Annotated in this window: 24 protein-coding genes; 3 read left to right on the forward strand and 21 right to left on the reverse strand. The window is 58.2% G+C overall.

All coding sequences use genetic code 11. The features are described 5' to 3' along the window. Positions 1 to 35 precede the first annotated feature (35 nt). From ROS217_RS16500 to ROS217_RS16510, 4 genes are all read right to left on the reverse strand, one after another. A complete protein-coding gene (locus ROS217_RS16500) occupies positions 36 to 635 on the reverse strand; it encodes an OmpH family outer membrane protein (protein ID WP_009818931.1) in 600 nt (199 codons plus the stop codon). Positions 636 to 637: 2 nt separating this feature from the next. Continuing rightward, on the reverse strand, positions 638 to 2,974 hold the full coding sequence (gene bamA / locus ROS217_RS16505) for an outer membrane protein assembly factor BamA (protein WP_009818932.1): 2,337 nt from the start codon (positions 2,972 to 2,974) through the stop codon (positions 638 to 640). A 95-nt stretch (positions 2,975 to 3,069) separates the two neighbouring features. Then, positions 3,070 to 3,195 carry a hypothetical protein gene (locus ROS217_RS24910; RefSeq protein ID WP_302621683.1) on the reverse strand — a complete coding sequence of 42 codons (126 nt, stop codon included), beginning with the start codon at positions 3,193 to 3,195 and terminating at the stop codon, positions 3,070 to 3,072. Between the two features lie 134 nt (positions 3,196 to 3,329). Further along, positions 3,330 to 4,478 carry a pyridoxal phosphate-dependent aminotransferase gene (locus tag ROS217_RS16510; RefSeq protein ID WP_009818934.1) on the reverse strand — a complete coding sequence of 383 codons (1,149 nt, stop codon included), beginning with the start codon at positions 4,476 to 4,478 and terminating at the stop codon, positions 3,330 to 3,332. Between the two features lie 63 nt (positions 4,479 to 4,541). On the opposite strand from ROS217_RS16510, the gene ROS217_RS16515 reads away from it, so the two are divergent. The 3 genes from ROS217_RS16515 to ROS217_RS16525 are packed head-to-tail and all read left to right on the forward strand — an operon-like array spanning position 4,542 to position 7,146. After that, positions 4,542 to 5,870: a M48 family metalloprotease gene (locus tag ROS217_RS16515; protein ID WP_009818935.1), complete on the forward strand. Its 1,329-nt coding sequence runs from the start codon at positions 4,542 to 4,544 to the stop codon at positions 5,868 to 5,870. Then, complete coding sequence (locus ROS217_RS16520; RefSeq protein ID WP_009818936.1) at positions 5,867 to 6,631, forward strand: DsbA family protein; 765 nt, start codon at positions 5,867 to 5,869, stop codon at positions 6,629 to 6,631. Before ROS217_RS16515 ends, ROS217_RS16520 begins: the two co-directional genes overlap by 4 nt. 2 nt (positions 6,632 to 6,633) lie before the next feature. Further along, positions 6,634 to 7,146 (forward strand): NADH dehydrogenase, encoded by a 513-nt coding sequence (locus ROS217_RS16525; protein ID WP_083781556.1) that lies wholly within the window; start codon positions 6,634 to 6,636, stop codon positions 7,144 to 7,146. Between the two features lie 55 nt (positions 7,147 to 7,201). On the opposite strand, the gene nuoN is transcribed toward ROS217_RS16525, so the two are convergent. The 17 genes from nuoN to ROS217_RS16605 form a co-directional block, all read right to left on the reverse strand. Further along, positions 7,202 to 8,635: an NADH-quinone oxidoreductase subunit NuoN gene (gene nuoN, locus ROS217_RS16530; RefSeq protein WP_009818938.1), complete on the reverse strand. Its 1,434-nt coding sequence runs from the start codon at positions 8,633 to 8,635 to the stop codon at positions 7,202 to 7,204. A 17-nt stretch (positions 8,636 to 8,652) separates the two neighbouring features. Continuing rightward, positions 8,653 to 10,200, reverse strand: a complete 1,548-nt coding sequence (locus ROS217_RS16535; protein WP_040651628.1) for an NADH-quinone oxidoreductase subunit M — start codon at positions 10,198 to 10,200, stop codon at positions 8,653 to 8,655. Further along, the gene (gene nuoL, locus ROS217_RS16540) at positions 10,200 to 12,305 is read right to left on the reverse strand and encodes an NADH-quinone oxidoreductase subunit L (protein WP_009818940.1); all 2,106 of its coding nucleotides are present in this window, start codon (positions 12,303 to 12,305) and stop codon (positions 10,200 to 10,202) included. Before nuoL ends, ROS217_RS16535 begins: the two co-directional genes overlap by 1 nt. Before the next feature lie 4 nt (positions 12,306 to 12,309). Next, on the reverse strand, positions 12,310 to 12,615 hold the full coding sequence (gene nuoK, locus ROS217_RS16545; RefSeq protein ID WP_009818941.1) for an NADH-quinone oxidoreductase subunit NuoK: 306 nt from the start codon (positions 12,613 to 12,615) through the stop codon (positions 12,310 to 12,312). Positions 12,616 to 12,619: 4 nt separating this feature from the next. Continuing rightward, a complete protein-coding gene (locus ROS217_RS24915; protein ID WP_296430469.1) occupies positions 12,620 to 12,754 on the reverse strand; it encodes a hypothetical protein in 135 nt (44 codons plus the stop codon). After that, positions 12,754 to 13,362 (reverse strand): NADH-quinone oxidoreductase subunit J, encoded by a 609-nt coding sequence (locus tag ROS217_RS16550; protein WP_009818942.1) that lies wholly within the window; start codon positions 13,360 to 13,362, stop codon positions 12,754 to 12,756. Before ROS217_RS16550 ends, ROS217_RS24915 begins: the two co-directional genes overlap by 1 nt. Continuing rightward, positions 13,359 to 13,772 carry a carboxymuconolactone decarboxylase family protein gene (locus ROS217_RS16555; RefSeq protein ID WP_009818943.1) on the reverse strand — a complete coding sequence of 138 codons (414 nt, stop codon included), beginning with the start codon at positions 13,770 to 13,772 and terminating at the stop codon, positions 13,359 to 13,361. The genes ROS217_RS16550 and ROS217_RS16555 overlap by 4 nt, the downstream gene beginning before the upstream one ends. Beyond that, entirely contained in the window at positions 13,769 to 14,263 is a 495-nt protein-coding gene (gene nuoI, locus ROS217_RS16560; RefSeq protein WP_009818944.1) for an NADH-quinone oxidoreductase subunit NuoI, read from the reverse strand. Before nuoI ends, ROS217_RS16555 begins: the two co-directional genes overlap by 4 nt. Positions 14,264 to 14,266: 3 nt before the next feature. Beyond that, complete coding sequence (gene nuoH, locus ROS217_RS16565; RefSeq protein WP_009818945.1) at positions 14,267 to 15,304, reverse strand: NADH-quinone oxidoreductase subunit NuoH; 1,038 nt, start codon at positions 15,302 to 15,304, stop codon at positions 14,267 to 14,269. Between the two features lie 7 nt (positions 15,305 to 15,311). Further along, positions 15,312 to 15,695, reverse strand: a complete 384-nt coding sequence (locus ROS217_RS16570) for a hypothetical protein (protein WP_009818946.1) — start codon at positions 15,693 to 15,695, stop codon at positions 15,312 to 15,314. A 2-nt stretch (positions 15,696 to 15,697) separates the two neighbouring features. Next, complete coding sequence (gene nuoG, locus ROS217_RS16575; protein WP_009818947.1) at positions 15,698 to 17,686, reverse strand: NADH-quinone oxidoreductase subunit NuoG; 1,989 nt, start codon at positions 17,684 to 17,686, stop codon at positions 15,698 to 15,700. 6 nt (positions 17,687 to 17,692) lie between these two features. Beyond that, complete coding sequence (locus ROS217_RS16580) at positions 17,693 to 18,115, reverse strand: DUF5333 domain-containing protein (RefSeq protein ID WP_009818948.1); 423 nt, start codon at positions 18,113 to 18,115, stop codon at positions 17,693 to 17,695. A gap of 124 nt (positions 18,116 to 18,239) precedes the next feature. Continuing rightward, a complete protein-coding gene (locus tag ROS217_RS16585) occupies positions 18,240 to 18,593 on the reverse strand; it encodes a hypothetical protein (RefSeq protein WP_009818950.1) in 354 nt (117 codons plus the stop codon). Continuing rightward, positions 18,590 to 19,885, reverse strand: coding sequence for an NADH-quinone oxidoreductase subunit NuoF (gene nuoF / locus ROS217_RS16590; protein ID WP_009818951.1), 1,296 nt, complete (start codon positions 19,883 to 19,885; stop codon positions 18,590 to 18,592). The genes ROS217_RS16585 and nuoF overlap by 4 nt, the downstream gene beginning before the upstream one ends. Before the next feature lie 4 nt (positions 19,886 to 19,889). Then, a complete protein-coding gene (locus tag ROS217_RS16595; RefSeq protein ID WP_009818952.1) occupies positions 19,890 to 20,129 on the reverse strand; it encodes a DUF5337 domain-containing protein in 240 nt (79 codons plus the stop codon). Further along, the gene (locus tag ROS217_RS16600; RefSeq protein WP_009818953.1) at positions 20,126 to 20,830 is read right to left on the reverse strand and encodes an NADH:ubiquinone oxidoreductase; all 705 of its coding nucleotides are present in this window, start codon (positions 20,828 to 20,830) and stop codon (positions 20,126 to 20,128) included. The genes ROS217_RS16595 and ROS217_RS16600 overlap by 4 nt, the downstream gene beginning before the upstream one ends. A 35-nt stretch (positions 20,831 to 20,865) precedes the next feature. After that, positions 20,866 to 22,062 (reverse strand): NADH-quinone oxidoreductase subunit E, encoded by a 1,197-nt coding sequence (locus ROS217_RS16605; protein WP_009818955.1) that lies wholly within the window; start codon positions 22,060 to 22,062, stop codon positions 20,866 to 20,868. Position 22,063 lies beyond the last annotated feature (1 nt).

Raw genomic sequence — 22,063 nt, forward strand, 5'->3', positions numbered from 1 at the left:
AAGCGGAAGACAAAGGAGCAATATCTCAAACCTGCCTATTCGACCGGGGTCTCCGGAGCAGGGTCCTGTTCTTTGTCGGATACATCCGGGGCCTGTGGTCCACGCCCTATGCGCTCATTTATGCGAACCACAGCAAGATCCGTTACATCCGCAGCCCCCGCATGCAGCATCACAGCACGCGCATCTATCATCACCATCGCGCCCGCCTCACGCAGCAGGTCCTCCAAGACGGGCTGCACGACGCGCATGAACTGCACCGGCACCAAATCCCGGCGGCGTTCGAGGTCGCGGGACATGCGTTCGCTTTCAAGCCGCAACTCTTCCACTTTTTGATCAAAGGAATCTGCAAGAGCACGAAATTCATTCGACGGCGTTGTCGCCCGCAGGCTTGTCAGGCTTTGTTCTTCAGCCTCCAACTCCTTGGCAATCCGGTCATTATGCGCAATGAGCCGGTCCCGCTCTGTCTGGATATCAACTTGAAGCCGTCGACCATAATCGGATTCGATCAACATACGCTCGGGATCAATCACAAGAACATCGCTCTGAATTACGCCCATCTGTTGCGCACGCGCCGTCTCATGGGTGCCAAGAGACAGCGCCACGATCAGCCCAGCCAGAGCAAGGGCCGTTCGCATGTTCAGAATTCCGTTCGAACCGTCAAATCGAACTGTTGCTCGATATCGCCCGGTTCTTTCTTGAGCGCGTTGGAGAAGTTCATCCGGATCGGGCCAAAGGGTGAAGACCAGAATATCGAGAAACCAACGACATGCCGCGCTTTGAACCCAGTCGAGGACAGCGTATTGCCCGGAGCAACAGACCCCCGGTTACCAATACCCCAGATCGAGCCGATGTCGTAGAACGCCCCGCCAGTGATGCCATATTCGTCGGGCAGGCCGAGGGGAAATTCTGCTTCGAATTTGAGTGCAGCGAAATAATCACCGCCCAACAGTTCGTCGTCTTCAATCGGCCCCATGCCATTCGGCTCAAAGCCGCGAATAACCTGTGAACCAAAGCGATTGAGAAAGCGGCTGCTTTGGCCTCCGGAAAACTCGATCGCACCGCCCTCGAGGATAGCCCTCAAGGTCACATCCTCATTCATGACAGTCGTTTGGCCGACCAGACGCGCCGTGGTCTTGATATAGTCGTTGTCACCGCCGAGACCGGCAAATTCCTGGCCAAATGACAAGAGAACCCCCGCATTGGGATTAAGCCCTGACTCCCGCGTGTCATAATTGAAATTGTAACCCACAGAACTGGTCCATAGCGCCCCTTGGTTGATCTCGTCCAGAAGAATACCGGACGTGCCCTGATAGTCAGACATGTCCTCGTAGCTGGCATTGTAGTAGACGCCAAGCCGGGTATTCTCGCCGGTCGGAAAGGTCAGGCTGGGGCGGAATGTCCCGATTGCGGTGTCAAACAGGCTGTTGTCGCTCTCTGTCTCCTGAAATGAGAAATCAAGACCCAAGGCCACATCACGCCCAAGAAAAGCTGGCTCAACAAAGCCGAGATTGTAGTTGATCGAATCGGCAGTGGCCAAAATCTGCGCGGTTAACCGTTGGCCGCGCCCGATAAAGTTGCGCTCCGAGAAGCCAAGAGAAATGCCAAGACCCGAGTTGGTGGAAAAGCTGGCACCGACAGACACCGTTCCAGTAGTTTGCTCTTCCACGTCGGTCTCGATCACAACTTGGTCCGGACGCGACCCTTCGCGCGCATTCACGTCCACCTCCTTGAAATACCCCAAGGCCCGGATGCGGGTTGCCGCCTGCTGGATCGAGCGCGGGTTGAACGGATCACCTTCGGCTTGATCAAACTGGCGTCGGATCACGCGGTCGAGGGTCGTCGTGTTACCTTCGATGTCGATCCGCTCGACAAAGATACGCGGCCCGCGTTGGAGGGCGAATTCCACATTCAGCGTCAAATCGCGGTCGTTTCGGGTGATGCGCGGCTCGACTCGCAGGAAATCAACGCCGTTCTTGATGGCCAGACGTTCCATCCGAGCGATCGAATTTTCGACCAGCGTCGGGGAGTAAACCACTCCCGGTTTGATCTTGAGTGTGTCGTGATAGGTCTCGGCCTCAACCCCGTTCATCTCGCTCACGGTTGTGATCTGGCCGAACTTGAACTGTTGGCCTTCCTGAACATTGAACGTGACAAAGTAAGCGTCCCGCTCGCGGGCCAATTCGGCATTGGTCCCCGTGACGCGGAAATCGACGTAGCCGCGCGAGTTGTAGAAATCGGTCAGCACCTGACGATCAAAGTTCACCCGATCCTCGACAAAGGTGTCGCGTTCGATCAGGGCGCGCAGGAGGCCGGTTTGCTTGCTTTCGACCACGCGACGGAGGCGAGTGTCGGAAAAGGCGCGATTGCCGACGAAGCCAATACGCTGCACCTCGATCTTGCGGCCCTCAAAAATCTCGAACACCAGATCAACACGGTTATCGCTCCGCCGGATTACCTTCGGCGTCACACGGGCGGCAATGCGACCGTTTTGGCTATAGGCTTCTGAAATTATTCCCGCGTCACGCTCGGCCTGCGTCGGGCTGAAGACTTGACGCGATTTGCTCTGGATGAAACCAGCAAGATCCTCGTCTTTGATCTTGTCGTTGCCCTCAAAGGCGATGCGATTGATGGTTGGAAACTCGGTGACGCGGATCAGCAGATTATTGCCCTGCGGGACGAGTTCAACTTCTTCAAAAAGTCCCGAGGTCAAGACTTTCTGATAGGCGTCGTTCAATTGACCGGCCGAAACGGTCTCGTTCCGCGCGATGCCTGCGTAGGAAAGAATCGTCCCTGCTTCGATACGTTGGTTGCCCTCAATGGACACCGAGGAGAAGCGATAGGATTGCGCCTCGGCTCGTTGGCCGGTTCCTAACAGGAATGTGGCAATGATCACTGACACAAGAGCGGCTTTAACGGTTCTCAACGCGAAAAAAACGTTGCGGCTATTCTGCCGATTCATGTCGCGATCATTCATTGCTCAAACCCAGTCAGACATCTCATTATGGATGTCAGTAACCCGTCTGTCTGGCCTTGTCAAAACGCGAGTGGCCGTGAAACAGGTCGCATGGATCAGAGCGCGCCAATAAATCCACCGGCAAAAAGAGCGAACCCAAGAGTGACCAGATAGAGCAACAGATCGGCATTGACCTGAAGCAACACACTAGCGCTTTGATAGCCATTTCTGAGCTGTTGCATTTCGCACCCCTTTGACAAAGTTGCCGCCACCAAAAAGAGTGCCATGCCGATCTGGCGAATTCGGGACAGGACTGTGGTGAAACTTTGGCGAACGGGCTTTAGCGCCCATTGCCCACTCAATCGCCCTGCCTGCTCTAGATGCTGCGTTGGTCCATAAAGCGCTGGAGCCGCGACAGCCCTTCTTCGATATCCGCCGTGGCGCGCGCATAGGAAAACCGCAGCGTTCCGGCACCGCGGACTGGGTCGAAATCCAATCCCGGTGTCACTGCGACCCCGGCCTTGTCCAGAATTTCGGCAGCAAAGGCGCGGCTGTCGTCGGTCAGATGGCTGACATCGGCATAAACATAAAAGGCCCCGTCAGGCGGTGCGATACGGTCAAACCCAGCTTTGGGCAGCCCATCCAGCATCAGGGTGCGGTTGCGCCGGTAAACCGCCATATTGGCCTCAAGTTCCGACGTACAATCCATTGCTGCGAGGGCAGCGATCTGACTTGCGTGGGGCGGACAGATAAAGAGATTCTGCGCCAGCCGTTCGACCACGCGTACGTCATCTTCGGGCACCACCATCCAGCCGATGCGCCAGCCGGTCATGGAAAAATACTTCGAGAAGGAGTTGATCACATAGCATTCGTCGGTGATCTCAAGCGCGCTGACGGCGCGTTGCTCATAGTCGATCCCGTGATAAATTTCGTCACTGATGAAGGATACCCCCTGCGCGTGACACGCCTCAATGAGCCCGCCAAGCGCTACCCGGTCCAGCATCGTACCGGACGGATTCGCCGGGCTCGCCACCAGAAGCCCGCTCAAGTCGCGCCCCGCGAGATCCCCAGGGGCTGGCTGCAAGCGGTTTTCCGCCGCCGTTTCTATATCCACCGGCACGAGATCCAACGCCCGCAGAATCTGGCGATAGCTGGGATATCCCGGCGCACCGATTCCGACCCGGTCGCCAACATCGAAAAGGGCCGTAAAGGCGAGAATGAAGGCCCCGGAAGAGCCGGGAGTGATGACAACCCTGCTTGGGTTCAGGTCGATATTGTACCAGTCTTTATAGAGCCGCGCGATCCGTGCGCGCAGGGCTGGCAGGCCGAGCGCCACCGTGTATCCCAGAGACTCGCGCGCCATTGTTTCGACAAGGGCATCCCGTGCGCCTTGCGGAGCAGGAGTACCCGGTTGCCCCACCTCCATGTGGATGATGTGGCGTCCCATTGCCTCGGCGCGGCGCGCGGCCTCCATCACATCCATCACGATGAAGGCATCAACCTGCGACCGGGTTGAGTTTCGCATGGGTTTTCTCCTAGACTGCGCGCACTTGCCGACCCGTCTCACTGGAAAAGGCCGCCAAGGTCAATGCTGCTTCTCCGACTCGCCGCGCTCTCATTGCTGCTGACCCTGACGCTGGCTGTTCCAGCGCGGGCCGTGACGTTGCTGCGTGATCCCGATATTGAGCAGGCCTTGCGCAGTCTTGCGACGCCTGTATTGCAAGCCGCAGGATTGAGTCCCGCACGGGTGGATATTCTGGTGATTGACGATTCGAGCATGAATGCCTTTGTGATCGATTCGGACAGTATTTTCATACACTCCGGGCTAATCTTGAGGATGGAGACCCCGGCCATGCTGCAATCGGTGATTGCGCATGAGGCGGCCCATATTGCGAATGGTCACCTCATGCGTCGCCCGATCAATGCCCGCAACGCCCGAACCGCTGCGGCACTTGGAACAGCATTGGCCGTCGCCGCCGGAGCAGCCGCCGGAAGTGGCGAGTTTGCCGCAGGGGCCGCAGCCGGGCTTCAGGGGGCCGCGATGCGCAGCTTTTTTTCGCACACGCGGGCCGAGGAAAATGCGGCCGATGCCAGCGGTATGCGGTTTATGGCCGCCGCAGGTATCGATCTGCGCGGTGCCGTGCAGGTCATGGATCTATTTCGGGGACAAGAATCCCTGTCGCTAGGCCGTCAGGATGCCTATGCGCGCACCCATCCGCTCTCTCGGGACCGGTTCCGGCGGATCAGCCAATTGGCCGACGCACAGTCAAAAACCGTAACGCCCGACCCTGAAGCAACCTATTGGTTTGCGCGGGCCAAAAGCAAGCTCTCGGCGTTTCAACGATCTCCGAAATGGACGCTGACGCGAGCCGGAGAATATGGCTATGAAGACGTCAAATTGATGCGTCAGGCAATTGCCTATCATCGGCAGGCTGATCTGCGCCGGGCTTTGGCCGCGATAGACGGGGCCATCGCACGGCGTCCGAACGATCCTTATTTGCACGAGTTACGCGGGCAGATTCTCATGGAAAGCAGACAGATCAAGCCCGCCGTCGCTGCCTATGCGCGCGCCGCCAATCTGGCCCCACGGAATGCGCTGATCCTTGGATCTTATGGGCGGGCTCTCTTGGCTGATGGTCAGGTGCAAAAGGCGGCAGAGTTTCTGGAAACCGCGAGGGGGCGCGATGGTCGTGACTCCCGCATCCTGCGCGATCTGGCACAGGCCAATGCAAAGTTAGGCAATAACGGGATGGCCTCGGTCCTGACCGCAGAGCGATATGCGATGGCAGGCCAGTTGAAAGATGCTAAGATACATGCGACGCGCGCTTCCTCCCTGTTACCCCGCGGTTCTGCCGCGTGGCAAAGGGCACAGGATGTACTTTTTGCGGCAGAAGCCGAAGAAAAACGGAGAAAATGACCCTGATGCTACGTTCTGTTCTGTCCTCTGCCAGTTTTGGCCTTTGCTTGATTCTGACACAGCCGGCCTCCGCGCTTGATCTTGAAAGTTTGAACGAGGCCGAACGCACGCTCTTGCGCGAGGAAATTCGAGCTTACTTGCTCGAGAACCCCGAAGTGATCATGGAAGCAGTTGCCGTGCTGGAAAAGCGCGAAGCCCAAGGCCAGGCACAGGCCGATAGCGATCTGGTCAGAAGCAATGCCGATGCCCTCTTCAACGATCCGAACTCTTGGGTTGGGGGCAATCCGGAAGGCAACCTGACATTGGTTGAATTCATGGACTATCGCTGCAGCTATTGCCGCCGCGCCTTTGATGACGTGAAGGGTCTCTTGGCCGCCGATGGCAATATGCGTTTCATTATCAAGGAATTCCCCATTCTGGGTGAGGATTCTGTGCTCGCCTCTCGCTTTGCCATCGCGACACGCCAAGTTGCAGGGGATGAGGCCTATAAATCGGTGCATGACGCGCTGATGAGCTATAGCGGCAGCATGAATGAGACCGGATTATCCCGTCTGGCGGATACGCTCGGCCTGGATGCCACTAAAATCATCGCGGAGATGAACAGCGAGGCGGTCTCTGAGGTGATCGCCGCCAATCATGCGCTTGGTCAGAGAATGCAGATCACCGGCACACCGTCCTTTGTGATGGGCGATCAAATGCTGCGCGGATACTTGCCTCAAGATGCCATGCAAGAGATCGCCAACGAGATCCGCGCACAATAGCCATGCGCCCTACCCTCTTCGTTGCTGCCCTGTTACACGGGACAGCCTTACCTGTCGTTGCGCAAGAGATACCGCAGCAATCGCGAACGGCACTCGGAGAGGCAATACGCGCGGTGTTGGTCGAGACACCAGCACTGATCTATCCATTGCGTGAGCGGCCACAGATTGTCGCAACCGATCTTTATAGTGAGGATGCCGCGCGTGATTTGGGACTGTTGGACCGGGCCTCCAGACAGCTTTTTTCACCCGGTCTGCCCGGCTTTGGGGCAGAGGGCGAGCCCGCCGCAATAGCGTTCTTCACGCAAGATGATTGCCCCGACTGTGCCGCCGCCGAAGACGAATTACGCCATCTCGCGGAACGGCTTTCGCTGCGGGTCAGCGTATTTGACATGGTGCGGGATGCGGCACTGGCCGCTGAGCTGGGCCTCGACATGGCCCCCTCGTATGTGTTGCCAGACATGTTGTTGCGTGGAGCCATGCCCGCAATCGTTCTTGAAAAGTATCTGCGCCCTTGAACGACACAGGCGCGCCACTGCGGCGCGCCTGTTTGGCTTGGCATTGGAATGAGGCTCAGTTGACCAGTGTCGCCGCGGCCGCCTGTGCCATGGCCTCGACTCCGAACATGTTGACGATGCCAAGCAGCATCACCGCTGCCGAACCCATCAGAAACGCCCATTGCACGGGCGAACGACCGGTCTCGACCCCGGTCCCCTCTTCTCCGAAATACATGTAGAAGACGATGCGCAGATAGTAAAACGCGCCGATGACAGACGCGACAACCCCGGCAATCGCGAGCCATCCAAGCCCACCTTCATAGGCAGCACGGAGCACATACAGCTTGCCGAAAAAGCCCAAGAGTGGCGGCACGCCCGCGAGGCTGAACAAGAGAATCAACATCGCCAAGGCGCGGCCCGGTTCGGCGCGGGAATACAGGGCGAGGCTGCGAATGTCCGTCACCGGTTGCCCATCTCGTTCCATCGACAGGATAAAGGCAAAGGTTCCCACGTTCATGGTGACATAGATTGCCATATAGATCAGCATCGCCTGCACACCAAACACCGTGCCGGCCGCCAGTCCCATCAGCGCATACCCCATGTGGGCAATAGAAGAATACGCCATCAGACGCTTGATATCGGTCTGGCCGATGGCTGCAAATGCGCCAAGGAACATCGAGAGCAGCGCCAGAAGCGCCAACACCTGCTGCCAATCCGCAACCACCCCACCAAAGGCGTCATGCACGACGCGGGCAAAAAGCCCCATTGCCGCCATTTTGGGGGCCGTCGCAAAGAACGCAGTGATCGGAGTTGGCGCGCCTTCATAGACATCGGGCGTCCACATGTGAAAGGGCACCGCCGAAATCTTGAACGCGAGACCGGAGATGACAAAGACCAGACCGATCAAAAGACCGATCGGAGCCTGCCCCTCGGCTGCTGCGATGATGCCGGAGAAAAGCGTTGTGCCCGCAAAGCCGTAGATCAGCGACGCCCCATAGAGCAACAGGCCAGACGACAGCGCGCCCAATACGAAATACTTGAGCCCCGCCTCAGTCGATTTTGCGCTGTCCCGGCGCAAAGAGGCCACGACATAAAGCGACAGCGATTGCAGTTCGAGCCCCATATAGAGCGCCATCAGATCGCCCGCGCTGACCATGACCATCATGCCCACGACGGCCAGGGCCACAAGGAGCGGATATTCAAACCGCAGAATACCGCGGCGCGACATGTAATCCTGTCCCAGCACCAGCACAGCCGCCGCTGAGAGGAGAATCATGACCTTGGCAAAACGCGCAAATCCATCATCGTTGAACATGCCACCAAAGGCGGTGCGCGTGCCGGTCCCCGATGCCCCGATCCAGATCGCCAGCAGCGCAAACAACCCCGCCGTGACCCAGACCAGCATGCCCGCCATTCGGTCCTGCCCGGTATAGGCCACACCCAAGAGCGCCAACAGCGCATAGGCCGAGAGCACGATCTCGGGCAGGATTATGGATAGATCAGCCTGCATGTCTCAGGGCCTCCGGTTCAATGCGAGGTTTCGGCAAGTTGTGTCGCAGCTTGCGCCACGGCCTGTGCCGTCTCAACGTTGGAAATCAGCGCCTCGACCGAGGGGCCGGTGATGTCGGTCACAAGCCGGGGGTAAACCCCAAGCAAGAGCGTCATCACCACCAGCGGCGCGAAAATCGCCCGCTCGCGTTTGTTCATATCTGTGATGGTGCGGAGACTTTCCTTGATCAGATCACCAAAGACCACCCGACGATAGAGCCAGAGCGCGTAGGCTGCCGACAGGATCACACCTGATGTCGCAACCGCTGCAACCCATGTATTGACCTGAAACACACCGACCAGCGTCAGGAATTCCCCGACAAAGCCAGAGGTGCCTGGCAGGCCGACATTGGCCATGGTGAAGAACATGAAGATCAGCGCATAGGCGGGCATCCGGTTTACGAGACCGCCATAGGCATCAATCTCGCGGGTATGCATCCGATCGTAAATCACGCCGACACAGAGAAAGAGCGCGCCCGAGATGAATCCGTGGCTGATCATCTGGAAAATCGCACCATCCACGCCCTGTTGATTGGCCGCAAATATGCCCATTGTGACGTAACCCATATGGGCGACCGAGGAATAGGCGATCAGTTTCTTCATGTCTTCTTGGGCAAGTGCAACCAGTGAGGTGTAGACAATGGCAATGGCCGACATCCAGAGCACCAGAGGCGTCAGCACCTCAGTGCCCACCGGAAACATTGGCAGGCTGAAGCGCAAGAAGCCATAGCCGCCCATCTTCAACAGGATCGCTGCCAGCACAACAGAGCCAGCCGTGGGTGCCTGAACGTGGGCGTCCGGCAGCCATGTGTGGACCGGCCACATCGGCATCTTGACCGCAAAGCTGGCAAAGAACGCGAGGAACATCAGCGTCTGCATGCCGCCGATCACATGGACTCCTAGGATCGAGAACGTCTCGCTCTCGAACTCATGCTTGAGCAGGTCCGCAATATCGGTGGTCCCTGCATCCGAGAACATTGCGACCATCGCCACAAGCATCAGCACGGAGCCAAGAAAGGTGTAGAGGAAGAATTTGAACGACGCGTAGATACGTTCCCTGCCGCCCCATATCCCGATGATCAAGAACATCGGAATAAGCCCTGCCTCGAAGAAGAGGTAAAAGAGCACGAGATCAAGCGCCATGAATACGCCCAACATGAGCGTCTCCAATAACAGGAAGGCGATCATATATTCCTTGACGCGGGTTGTCACAGTCCAAGACGCCGCGATGGTCAGCGGCATGATGAAGGTCGTCAGCATGACGAAAAGCACACTGATCCCATCAACGCCCATCTTGTACTGCAAGCCCAAGAGCCATTCCCGCTCTTCGACCATCTGGAACCCCGTGTTGGAGGGGTCAAACTGAAAGAGGATAAACAGCGACACGACAAAGGTCAGTGTGGTGGCGATGAGCGCCACCCATTTGGCATTACGCTGTGCCGCTGCGTCCTGGCCACGGAGAAAAACCGCAAGGATTGCCGCCGCGACCGCCGGAATGAAGGTCACAATGGAAAGCAGGTTGTCCATCAGTTGGCCCCCCCGAAGATCGTCATCCATGTCACCAGAACCGCAATCCCGATCACCATGGCAAAGGCATAGGTAAAGATGTAGCCGGACTGTGCCCGACCAGCGAGGCGGGTGACCCAAGGAATGAGCCCCATGGCCACACCATTGATCGACCCGTCGATCACGTCCCCATCGCCGCGCTTCCACAGGAGATTTCCGAGCGCCTTGGCAGGCCGGACAAAAAGAAAGTCGAAGATCTCGTCGAAATACCACTTGTTGAGCAGAAAGAGATACAGCGGGCGCTGTGTATCGGCCACTTTACGCGGCATTGAGGGATCAAGAATGTAGAACCAGACTGCCATTACAAACCCGATCAGCATGGCAAAGAACGGGCTGACCTTGACCCAGGTGGGGGCATGGTGCGCCTCATCCATGACGTGATTGTCGGGATGCATGAAGATGGCACCTTGTGGGGCCTCACCATGGGCTGCGACAGGGGCGTTGCCTTCGGTCGTGACGGCTTCGGCGTGCTCGGTTGCGGCTGCGGCCTCGCCGGTTGCATCAGCGCCATGTGCCTCAGACGCTTCCGCGTGATGCGCGGCAATGCCAAAGAATTTGTTGACGGCGTCATGGCTGCCAAAGAAACTGTTGTACCAGATCATCCCCGCAAAGACCGCGCCAAGCGCCAGTACCCCGAGCGGGACCACCATGACCATCGGGCTTTCATGCGCGTGCTCATGTGTGTGCTTGTCGCCGCGCGCCTCGCCAAAGAAGGTGAGAAAGATCAGACGCCAGCTATAAAACGAGGTGAAGAGCGCCGCAATCACCAGCATCCAGAAGGCATAGCCACCTTGGGTGCCAGCCCACGCGCTCTCGATCACCGCGTCTTTGCTGAGAAATCCCGCAAAGCCGATATGGGTCAGCGGGATGCCCACGCCGGTGATCGCCAGCGTGCCGATCATCATCGCCCAAAAGGTATAGGGCAGTTTCTTGCGCAACCCGCCATAGTTGCGCATGTCCTGTTCGTGATGCATGCCGTGGATCACGGAACCCGCCCCAAGAAACAACATCGCCTTGAAGAACGCATGTGTGAAGAGGTGGAACATCGCGACCGAATAGACGCCCACACCAGCGGCCACAAACATGTACCCAAGCTGCGAACAGGTCGAATAGGCAATCACGCGCTTGATGTCATTCTGGACCAGCCCCACTGTGGCCGCAAAGAACGCGGTCGAAGCTCCGAGGAAGACAATAAAGGTCTTTGCCTCAGGTGCATATTCCATCAACGGCGACATGCGGCAGACAAGGAACACGCCTGCGGTCACCATGGTGGCCGCATGAATAAGCGCGGACACAGGTGTCGGACCTTCCATCGCATCGGGCAGCCAGGTGTGCAAGAAAAGCTGCGCCGATTTACCCATGGCGCCAATGAAAAGAAGCACTGCAATCAGGTTGGCCGCGTTCCATTCGGACCAGAGGAACGTCACTTGCGTTTCCGCCAGCATTGGTGCTGCGGCAAAGATGTCATCGAGCTTGATGCTGTCGACAAGGAAGTAGAGCGCCATTATGCCAAGCGCAAAGCCGAAATCCCCGACCCGGTTCACCACAAAGGCCTTGATCGCGGCGGCATTGGCCGACGGCTTGCGATAGTAGAACCCGATCAGCAGGTAAGAGGCAACGCCAACGCCCTCCCAACCAAAGAACATCTGCAAGAGATTGTCCGAGGTCACCAGCATCAGCATCGCAAATGTGAAGAACGACAGATAGGCGAAAAAGCGAGGGCGATAGCTCTCGTTCTCGCGGAAATTCTCGTCATGCGCCATGTAGCCCATGGAATAGAGATGCACGAGCGCCGACACGGTCGTGATCACGATCAGCATGATCGCGGTCAGGCGATCCATCCGTATCGCCCAGGCCGTATCTAGCGTGCCAGACTGCACCCAATCGAGCAGATGTACCTTTTCCATGACGCCGTCATGCCCGAGGAACACAACCCAGCTTAGCAGACAGGAGAGAAACAAAAGGCCGGTGGTCAGCCACTGTGCGCCCTTGTCACCGATGATCCGCCAGCCAAAACCTGCGAGAAGCGCCCCGACGAGAGGCGCGAATAGGAGAATGGTTTCCATGGCGTCAGCCTTTCATCACATTGACGTCTTCGACAGCAATGGTGCCGCGATTACGGAAGAAACAAACAAGAATCGCGAGGCCGATCGCAGCCTCTGCCGCTGCAACTGTCAGCACGAAAAGGGTGAAAACCTGCCCGACCAGATCGCCCAGAAACGACGAGAAGGCAACAAGGTTGATATTCACTGAAAGCAACATAAGTTCGATGGACATCAAGAGGATGATCACATTCTTACGGTTCAGGAAGAGGCCAAATATACCGATGACGAACAGCGCCGCTGCCACCGTCAGGTAATGTTCAAGTCCGATCATCGTTTCACCCTCTGACCCTCAATTTTCTTCTTTTCATGACGCGCAGGGTGGCAAAACCCAAAAGCGCCTTTAGTCCCCAAAGTGCGGCCAAACCCGCCACACCGAGGGTTGATACCACCTGATGCGCGATGTCAGCCATTAAAGCCCCTGCCCCGGCTTCACGTCGCGCAATTCCATCGCTTTGGCCGGGTCGCGGTACATCTGCGCCAGCACATCCTGCCGTTTGACATCGGTCCGGTGCCGCAGCGTAAGAACGATCGCCCCGATCATTGCCACCAATAGGATCAGGCCCGCCAATTGGAACAGAATGAAATAGGTGTCATAGAGCAGAAGCCCCAAGGCGGCAGTATTCTCGACCCCGTCGGGGGTGACAGAGCGGCGCGCGGCCTCCGCGCCATCCGCCATCTGCCAATTGCCAAAGACCAGGCCGAATTGCATGAGCAGGATGACCCCGATCAGCAGGGCAAGCGGCATATACTTCGCCATTTCTGCTTTCAGTTCGGCAAAATCCACATCCAGCATCATCACGACAAAGAGGAAAAGCACCGCAACCGCGCCGACATAGACAATGATCAAGAGCATCGCGACAAACTCGGCACCAAGAAGCACGAAGAGACCAGCCGCACTTATGAAGGACAGGATCAGCCAGAGCACGGAATGCACCGGGTTGCGGCTGATGACAGTGAACAGTCCCCCGATCAGCAGCGAGACCGCAAAGAGATAAAAGGCCATGGCCGCAATCGTCATTTGTCTTTTCCTTCCTTATCGGCCTCGTCCATGACCTCGCGGGCGAAATCCATCGCGCGGGTCATCGAAGGGATACCAGCAAACATCGCCATCTGCGCAATGGTCTCGGCGATCTCGTCCTGAGTGGCCCCCGCTTCGAGCGCGTGGCGAACGGTCATGCGGATCTGGGTGTCGCTCTGCGCGCCCAACATGGTCAACCCCGCCAATGTGATCAGCAGGCGCGTCTTGGCATCCAGCCCCTCCTTGTTCAACCCCTTGCCAAAGCTCATTTCCATGAATTCCTTGGGCATGGTCGGCCATAACGACTCGAACCCTTTGGGAGAAAAGGATTCAAGTGCCGGGTTCATCGCCTTGGCCATTTCCTGAGCCTGACGCATCATCATCTCAAAGGGGTTGGTTGGATCGCTCATCTGTAGGGTGCATCCATTTCGAGGTTGCGGGCAATCTCGGCCTCCCAGCGGTCACCATTGGCGAGCAGTTTGGCCTTGTCATAGAACAGCTCTTCGCGGGTCTCCGTGGCGAACTCGAAATTCGGCCCCTCGACGATAGCATCGACCGGGCAGGCCTCCTGACAGAAACCACAATAGATGCATTTCGTCATGTCGATGTCGTAGCGCGTTGTGCGGCGGCTTCCGTCATCGCGGGGTTCGGCATCAATGGTGATCGCCTGCGCCGGGCAAATCGCCTCGCAGAGTTTGCAGGCGATGCAGCGCTCTTCGCCATTGGGATAACGACGCAGCGCGTGCTCACCCCGGAACCGGACCGAGAGCGGGCCTTTTTCATGCGGATAGTTCAGCGTGGCCTTGGGTGCAAAGAAGTATTTCAGCCCCAACCGGAACCCCTTGATGAAATCGGAGAGCAGGAAATACCCCGCCGCACGTCCGTAATCTATCTTGGTCATGGTTCAGCCTCCAATCGCCCAGCGGGCCCAAAAGCCGCCCAGCACTTCGAATTTCGCAAGGAAGGACACGATAACGACCCATCCCAGAGACATTGGCAGGAACACTTTCCAGCCAATCCGCATCAACTGATCGTAGCGGTAACGTGGTGTGATCGCCTTGACCATGGCGAAGATGAAGAAGAAGAACGCCATCTTGCCGATCATCCACAACACCCCATCGGGCAACCCCGGAATGGGTGACAGCCAGCCGCCAAAGAACAAAAGGCTCATCAGCGCGCACATCAGGAAGATCGCGATATACTCGCCGGCCATGAACAGCAGGAACGGCGTCGAGGAATATTCCACCTGATACCCCGCCACCAGCTCCGATTCAGCCTCAGGCAGATCGAAGGGCGGCCGGTTGGTTTCGGCCAAGGCGCTGATAAAGAACAGGAAAACCATCGGGAAATGCGGTAGCCAATACCAGCCGAAGAATCCGAAATCGGTATCCTGTGCCCGGACAATTTCGCTGAAATTGAGCGAGCCGGTCGAGATGATCACGCCAATGATGATGAGGCCCAAAGAGACCTCATAGGAGATCATCTGCGCGGCAGAGCGCAACGATCCAAGGAACGGGTATTTGGAGTTTGATGCCCACCCCCCCATGATCACACCGTAAACCTCAAGTGAGGAGATGGCGAAGACAAAGAGCACGGCGACGTTGATGTCCGACAAGACCCAACCCTCGTTCATCGGAATCACGGCCCAAGCCAGCACCGCCAACACGAAGCTCGTCATTGGGGCCAACATGAACACCGTTTTGTCGGCCCCTGCGGGAACCACGACCTCTTTGACCACATATTTCAGAGCATCCGCCACCGTCTGTAACAGGCCCCATGTGCCCACCACATTCGGACCCCGGCGCATCTGCACGGCAGCCCAGATCTTGCGATCGCCGTAAACCAGGAACAATAGCGACACCATGACAAAGCCAAGCACCGCAAGACATTGCGCAAAGATGATCACAAGAATCCCGAGCGGGGTTGTAAAAAATTCAGCCATCAGGTCCTCACACCATCGGTATTCCATTTTCCGCACAATTCGCGGCGACGACTTCGGCGTCGATTGTCAGTAGCCCCCGGGGCAGAGCCGCCGAGATCGTATAGACCGCATCGCCTTGCCAGATGCCAGCCTGTTCCGCAACACTGGTGCGCAGGTGGCGGGCAAAGCCATAGCCCCGGATCAGCGCATATTGCGCGGCGGCGCATTCGGCATACCGCTCCACATCCTTGGCGTCGCGCGCGCCACGCATACGGACGTGGAAATTCACCAAATCGCCATCCAAGAGCCGCGTCTCAATGCCCTGATACTCGGGCGCAAAGGGCGCGGGGGCCGCGCTCTCGGTACAGCCCGCCAGCCCAAACGCCAGAGGCGATATGAGGGCCATGACCATTCTCACTCTGCCGCCATCGGTTGCGTACCGCGCGCCTTAGCATTTGCACTGAGTTCCGCCATCAATTCGCTGGCACGGGCGATCGGGTTGCTCAGGTAGAAATCCGCAATCGCCAGCCGAAAATCGGCCTTGCCAAGTGCGGCCTTGGTCAGCGGTTGCCAGTCGTTCTGCGCCACCTGATCAATCTTTTTCAGATGGGGTACGGCCTTGACCAGCGCCTGCCGCAGTTGAGCGATGCTGTCATAGGGCAATACCGCGCCCAATTCGCCACTGAGCGCCCGCAGAATGGCCCAGTTTTCCTTAGCCTCACCCGGTGCAAAGCCCGCACGCAGCGCCAATTGTGGGCGGCCTTCGGTGTTGACGAAGAGACCTTGTTCTTCGGTATAGGCAGCCCCCGGCAGGATCACATCGGCACGGTGCGCACCGCGATCCCCATGGCTACCCTGATAGATCACAAACGGCCCCGCCGCGATCTCAACCTCGTCAGCGCCGAGATTGTAGATCACATCAGCACCGTCAATCGCGGCCTCTAGCCCGCCATTGGTCACGGCACCTACGTCCATTGCGCCCACACGCCCCGCCGCCGTATGCAGCACCAGCATCCGACCCGAGAGCGCCATCGCTGCCGCCAGAACCGCCGCGCCATCAGCCTCGCGCAGCGCGCCCATGCCGACAATGACAATCGTATCCTCTGGCACTTTGAGTGCATCAAGCGCGGCTCGATCCGTGCCCGCGTGGGTGTACTCATAGGTGAGATCAACCTTGGGACCAACCAGCGTGACATTGGCGCCCTTGATCCACGCCTTGCGCAGACGCGCGTTCAGAACCGGGGCTTCAACACGTGGATCGGTGCCGATCAGCACGACGTTCTTTGCCGTATCCAGATCCTCAATCGTGACATTGCCCACATAGCCACTGCGATTGCCTGCGGGCAGATGGGCCTTGTCGGTGCGGCATTCCACATGCCCACCCTGCCCCTCGATCAGACCTTTCAGGGCAAAGGCTGCCTCGACGGGAACAAGATCACCGACCAAACCCGCGACTTTCTTGGCACCCTTGATGGCCTGCGCGACCGACGCGAGCGCCTCTGGCCAAGAGGCCACCCGCAGCTTGCCGTTTTCACGGATATAAGGCCGGTCCAGACGCTGACGCCGCAACCCGTCCCAGACAAAGCGCGTCTTGTCGGAAATCCATTCCTCGTTCACACCGTCATGGTTGCGCGGCAGGATGCGCATGACCTCGCGCCCCTTGCAATCCACCCGAATGCTGCTGCCGAGCGCATCCATCACGTCGATGGTTTCGGTCTTGGTCAGTTCCCACGGGCGCGCAGTAAAGGCATAGGGCTTGCTGACCAGCGCGCCAACCGGGCACAAATCAATGATATTGCCCTGCAAATTGCTGTCGAGCGTTTGCCCCAGATAGCTGGTGATCTCGGAATCCTCGCCGCGTCCGGTCTGACCCATCTGCATAATCCCGGCCACCTCGGAGGTAAAACGCACACAGCGCGTGCAAGAGATGCAACGCGTCATATGGGTCTCGACCAGCGGGCCAAGGTCCAGATCCTCGCTCGCCCGCTTTGGTTCGCGATAGCGGCTGAAATCCACCCCATAGGCCATGGCCTGATCCTGCAAATCGCATTCTCCGCCCTGATCGCAGATCGGGCAATCAAGCGGATGGTTGATGAGCAGAAACTCCATCACCCCCTCGCGGGCCTTTTTGACCATGGGGCTGTTGGTCTTGACAACCGGCGGCTGGCCATCCGGGCCGGGACGCAGATCCTTGACCTGCATGGCGCAGCTTGCCGCCGGTTTGGGCGGACCACCCACGACCTCGACAAGACACATCCGGCAATTCCCGGCAATCGACAACCGCTCGTGATAACAGAAGCGCGGCACCTCGACTCCGGCGTGCTCACAGGCCTGAATCAGGGTCATTGCGCCCTCTACCTCGATCTGCTGATCGTCGATGATGATCTTGCGTAGGTCAGACATATTATCTCACTTTGCTTTCAGAAACTTGCCGATCGGGCTTTGCTTCGCGATTTCCGATTGGCCCAGCTCGCACAGGCTCGGGCCGTCATTGGGCATGGCCCCCATCGACCGGATGTAATCGTCGCTCCGCCCGCGTATCTTTCGTTTTTCGGCCTTGTCCGTGATGTAGGCGTCAATCTCGGCTTCGGTGTAGCCACGCGACTGCGCCTCGGCTTTGAGGGCTCGCATGTACGAGATGGCGGTCACGACACGCGGCGAGATGTCACCGCAGCGTTTGCGGATTTCATCAGCCACAGCCATATAGAAAAGGCCCTTATTTATATCAGCCTCCTGAGAGAGCGAGCCGGCACTGGCCGACGCCACGCTCCCGGATACACCCAGTCCAAAACTCAGGCCAAAGCTCAGGATAAAAGACAGGATCATACGCATCAGATCATTCCCTTCATATCAGTACGGGGCATCACCAACACGGCGCGCCCATCTGCACTGCAGATGGGTTTCATGGTGTCTGCTATGCAATAGCAAACAGCCCAAACCCCTGATATGAAACGGTTTACGACCATATAATGCAGCGTCCCCTGACTGATACCGTGTCCCCGGAGCGCCCGTAAACCGGTCCTTCAGCCCCGACAGGCACGCCGGACCAAGCAATCTCGGAGGTGCCGAAATTGGTCAGACAATACCGCGTTGCCTCGTACAGGACGGCCTGTTGCGCGCCCTCGAGTCCACGACCGGCACGCCGTACCGAGGCAGTGAAATTGCGCCGGTCCTCTTTCTGTGCCCGCGCCTTGCCGGGATAGTAATTGCCGTTGAACAGCACGCGCTCCTCGCGCTCTGCACAGCCTGCCAGCACGGTCATCGCAATCAGGGCAATCCCTGCGAGACGATATGTCCGCAACGCGCTCATTCCGCCGCCACGGCGCTGACGCGCCCGCTGCGTTTCGACTTGATCCGATCCTCGATTTCGTCGCGGAAGTTGCGGATAAGGCCCTGAATCGGCCAGGCCGCCGCGTCACCAAGCGCACAAATCGTGTGGCCCTCGACCTGCTTGGTCACGTCGAGAAGCATGTCGATTTCCTCGACCTCGGCATCGCCACGCACCAGCCGGTCCATGACCCGCATCATCCAGCCGGTGCCCTCACGGCAGGGCGTGCACTGACCGCAGCTTTCATGCTTGTAGAATTTTGAGAGCCGCCAGATCGCCCTGATCATATCGGTGGACTTGTCCATCACGATGACCGCTGCCGTGCCAAGGCCCGAGCGTTGTTCGCGCAGGTAATCAAAATCCATGATCGCCTCGCGCATGTGTTCGCCACGAATGCAAGGCACGGAGGAGCCACCGGGGATCACAGCCTTAAGGTTGTCCCAGCCACCGCGAATCCCGCCACAATGCTTTTCAATCAGCTCTTCAAAACTGATCGACATCGCTTCTTCAACAACGCAGGGGTTGTTCACATGACCCGAAATCGCAAAGAGCTTGGTCCCCGAATTGTTCGGACGGCCAAAGCTTGAAAACCACTCAGGTCCACGGCGCAGGATGGTCGGGACCACGGCAATCGATTCCACGTTGTTCACCGTGGTCGGACAGCCATAGAGGCCAGCGCCCGCCGGAAAGGGCGGCTTCATCCGAGGCATACCCTTTTTGCCCTCAAGGCTTTCAAGGAGGGCCGTTTCCTCGCCGCAGATATAAGCGCCTGCCCCATGTGCAAGGTAGATGTCGAAATCCCAGCCGGATTTGCAGGCATTCTTGCCAACCAGCCCCGCCGCGTATGCCTCATCAATAGCGACCTGAAGCGCCTCTTTTTCCCGGATGTATTCCCCGCGGATGTAGATGTAGCAGGCATGCGCATTCATCGCGAAACTTGCAATCAAACAGCCTTCGATCAGTGTGTGTGGATCATGGCGCATGATCTCACGGTCCTTGCAGGTGCCCGGCTCGGATTCATCGGCATTGACCACCAGATAGGATGGGCGCCCGTCGCTTTCCTTGGGCATGAACGACCATTTCAGGCCCGTAGGAAAGCCCGCACCGCCACGACCGCGAAGCCCGCTCGCCTTCATCTGGTTCACGATCCAATCGCGGCCGTTCTGCAGTATCTTGGCCGTGCCATCCCAATGCCCCCGCGCCAAGGCACCCTTTAGGCTGCGATCATGCATCCCGTAGAGATTGGTAAAGATACGGTCCTGGTCCTTGAGCATTCCGCTACCCCTGATTGTCTCGGCGCATGCGCCAGATTTGATAAGTCACCACCAACGCCCATACAAAGGCGGCAATGGCGGCCAGATCGAACAAAAAAACGAACCTTATCGGCCATTCCATCTGTGCGCCCAGCCATTGAGCGGCCATCCAGATCAGCATAGTCGCTGCAATCACCACACCCACGGTGCGGCCCTTGCGTGCCATTTGCCTGTCTCTGTTCTGCGCGCTCATCGCTTGCATCATTCCTCGTAAACGCCGCCCTTTGCGACGCGTTTCGAAAACTCGGTCTCGCCACCAGCGGCGAGCGTCTTGGCCTGTGCGGCCCAGTTGTCGCGTGTCACCCGCCCCTTGAACCCTTTGAGATTGGCATCAACCCAGGCAATCTCGTCTGCCGACCAGCCTGCAATCTGGTCAAAGTGGTAAAAGCCCATCGCGTTACAGAGCTTTTCGAGCTTGGGCCCCACGCCCTTGATCTGCTTGAGATCATCCGCCTTACCTCCGCGTGGCTTGGCCAATGCCTCAGGTTGCGTACCAACCGCCTCGTCGTCGCCGTCGTTGGCCCGCGTCGCGCTGCTTGGCCCCGTGTCGGTGCCCCCCGATTTCGGTTGGGCTTGGGGTGTCGGCACCGGCGCGGATTGTGCCGGTGATGCCGCGACCGGAGCGTCGTCTTCAACATCGGGGGCCTTGTAGCCCGTAATTCCCGTCACGCCGCGCAACGTTGCCTCGACATCGCTGACCGCGATCCCCCGGTCCTCCGCGCTGTAGCCGGTACAGACCAGCCCTGTCAGCACCAGACCAAAGAACACCGCACACGCCAATCCAAGCAGCAGCGCTGCGAAGAAACCGACGGCAGGCGTGGTTGACCAGACCACCAGTATCCCCGACAGGGCCGCGAGACCCCAACTTACGATCTGGCAAGTGCTCAATTTCGACGTATCAGACATGACAGTAACCCCCTGTTTTGTTCAAGCAGGCGTGTTCAGTAAACTCCGCCTTTCTTGGCCCGGGCAGAGAACTCCGTCTCTTTGCCGTCAGCCAGTAATTTTGCCTGCTCAACCCAGTTGTCCCGGCTGACCCGTCCCTTGAAACCTTCAAGGTTCTGATCGACCCAACTGATCTCCTCCTCCGTCCAACTTGCCACCTGATCAAAGTGGTAAAAGCCCATGCTGTGCAAAAGCTGCTCCAGCTTGGGACCGACACCCTTGATCATCTTGAGATCATCCGGGCCGGATTTCCGCGGTGACTTCATTACTTTGGGCTTCTTGCCCGGCGTGACCTCAGCCTCAGCCGCCGCTTTCACGGGCTTGGCCGCCGGTTCCACTGCCGGTTTCGCCGTAGCCGTCGCCTGCGCCTCGGCCTTGGTAGCCCCGGTGGCATCTGCAGGCGTGCCGGCTGCTACCTTGGGCACGATCGCCACCGGTTCGGCGTTCTGCTGTACCGCAGAGGGCGCGGGCTTGTGCATCGCACCCTTGTCGCGCCACGGCGTTAGAAGCGGAACCTCAGTTCCATCAATCCGTTTGACCGTATCACCAATATCCACCGCGGCCTGTGCGCTAGCATTATACTGTGCCCGACCACTCTCGAACTCCTTGAGGCTGGTCAACCCCGACTTTGGTTCAGCGGCGTAGCGGCCATTTTGCGGCCCCGGCACCGGCACCTTGCCTGCGGCCAGTTCGTCGATGATCTCGGCAAAGCGCGCGGTCGTCAGATCCTCGTAATAATCCTTGCCAATTTGCGCCATCGGCGCGTTGGCACAAGCCCCCAGACACTCAACCTCTTCCCAGGAAAACTTACCATCCGTCGACAGCTCGAACGCTTTGGGTGCGATCTTTTCCTGACAGACCGCTATCAGATCCTCAGCACCACAGATCATGCAGGTCGTCGTGCCGCAAATCTGGAAATGCGCCACGCTGCCCACGGGCTGCAACTGGAACATGAAATAGAACGTCGCCACCTCGAGCGCGCGAATGTAATCCATCCGCAGCAAATCCGCGACATGCTCGATCGCCGGACGGCTCAACCAGCCCTCTTGCTCTTGAGCCCGCCACAAAAGCGGGATGATCGCGCTGGCTTGTCGGCCTTCGGGATATTTACTGATCTGCCCCTCAGCCCAGGCCTGATTGGCGGGGCTGAAGGCAAAGCTCTCGGGCTGTTTATGATAGAGACGACGTAGCATT

The organism is Roseovarius sp. 217 (assembly GCF_000152845.1).
GTDB lineage: Bacteria > Pseudomonadota > Alphaproteobacteria > Rhodobacterales > Rhodobacteraceae > Roseovarius.

What these genes read in the sequence shown, in the direction of transcription:
- ROS217_RS16550 (WP_009818942.1), bottom strand. Translation starts at nt 13,362, where the DNA reads ATGACGATTGCGGCCATGGCCTTTTATCTCTTTGCGGTCTCGCTGCTG.
- ROS217_RS16520 (WP_009818936.1), top strand. Translation starts at nt 5,867, where the DNA reads ATGACCCTGATGCTACGTTCTGTTCTGTCCTCTGCCAGTTTTGGCCTT.
- ROS217_RS24915 (WP_296430469.1), bottom strand. Translation starts at nt 12,754, where the DNA reads ATGGCTGACATCGCGCATCAGGTGGTATCAACCCTCGGTGTGGCGGGT.
- ROS217_RS16525 (WP_083781556.1), top strand. Translation starts at nt 6,634, where the DNA reads ATGCGCCCTACCCTCTTCGTTGCTGCCCTGTTACACGGGACAGCCTTA.
- ROS217_RS16555 (WP_009818943.1), bottom strand. Translation starts at nt 13,772, where the DNA reads ATGAGCGATCCAACCAACCCCTTTGAGATGATGATGCGTCAGGCTCAG.
- nuoF (WP_009818951.1), bottom strand. Translation starts at nt 19,885, where the DNA reads ATGCTCAAGGACCAGGACCGTATCTTTACCAATCTCTACGGGATGCAT.
- ROS217_RS16580 (WP_009818948.1), bottom strand. Translation starts at nt 18,115, where the DNA reads ATGCGTATGATCCTGTCTTTTATCCTGAGCTTTGGCCTGAGTTTTGGA.
- nuoI (WP_009818944.1), bottom strand. Translation starts at nt 14,263, where the DNA reads ATGACCAAGATAGATTACGGACGTGCGGCGGGGTATTTCCTGCTCTCC.
- ROS217_RS16585 (WP_009818950.1), bottom strand. Translation starts at nt 18,593, where the DNA reads ATGAGCGCGTTGCGGACATATCGTCTCGCAGGGATTGCCCTGATTGCG.
- ROS217_RS16500 (WP_009818931.1), bottom strand. Translation starts at nt 635, where the DNA reads ATGCGAACGGCCCTTGCTCTGGCTGGGCTGATCGTGGCGCTGTCTCTT.
- ROS217_RS16535 (WP_040651628.1), bottom strand. Translation starts at nt 10,200, where the DNA reads ATGGACAACCTGCTTTCCATTGTGACCTTCATTCCGGCGGTCGCGGCG.
- nuoG (WP_009818947.1), bottom strand. Translation starts at nt 17,686, where the DNA reads ATGTCTGACCTACGCAAGATCATCATCGACGATCAGCAGATCGAGGTA.
- nuoL (WP_009818940.1), bottom strand. Translation starts at nt 12,305, where the DNA reads ATGGAAACCATTCTCCTATTCGCGCCTCTCGTCGGGGCGCTTCTCGCA.
- ROS217_RS16510 (WP_009818934.1), bottom strand. Translation starts at nt 4,478, where the DNA reads ATGCGAAACTCAACCCGGTCGCAGGTTGATGCCTTCATCGTGATGGAT.
- nuoN (WP_009818938.1), bottom strand. Translation starts at nt 8,635, where the DNA reads ATGCAGGCTGATCTATCCATAATCCTGCCCGAGATCGTGCTCTCGGCC.
- ROS217_RS24910 (WP_302621683.1), bottom strand. Translation starts at nt 3,195, where the DNA reads ATGCAACAGCTCAGAAATGGCTATCAAAGCGCTAGTGTGTTGCTTCAG.
- nuoH (WP_009818945.1), bottom strand. Translation starts at nt 15,304, where the DNA reads ATGGCTGAATTTTTTACAACCCCGCTCGGGATTCTTGTGATCATCTTT.
- ROS217_RS16570 (WP_009818946.1), bottom strand. Translation starts at nt 15,695, where the DNA reads ATGGTCATGGCCCTCATATCGCCTCTGGCGTTTGGGCTGGCGGGCTGT.
- bamA (WP_009818932.1), bottom strand. Translation starts at nt 2,974, where the DNA reads ATGAATGATCGCGACATGAATCGGCAGAATAGCCGCAACGTTTTTTTC.
- nuoK (WP_009818941.1), bottom strand. Translation starts at nt 12,615, where the DNA reads ATGATCGGACTTGAACATTACCTGACGGTGGCAGCGGCGCTGTTCGTC.
- ROS217_RS16600 (WP_009818953.1), bottom strand. Translation starts at nt 20,830, where the DNA reads ATGTCTGATACGTCGAAATTGAGCACTTGCCAGATCGTAAGTTGGGGT.
- ROS217_RS16515 (WP_009818935.1), top strand. Translation starts at nt 4,542, where the DNA reads ATGCTGCTTCTCCGACTCGCCGCGCTCTCATTGCTGCTGACCCTGACG.
- ROS217_RS16605 (WP_009818955.1), bottom strand. Translation starts at nt 22,062, where the DNA reads ATGCTACGTCGTCTCTATCATAAACAGCCCGAGAGCTTTGCCTTCAGC.
- ROS217_RS16595 (WP_009818952.1), bottom strand. Translation starts at nt 20,129, where the DNA reads ATGATGCAAGCGATGAGCGCGCAGAACAGAGACAGGCAAATGGCACGC.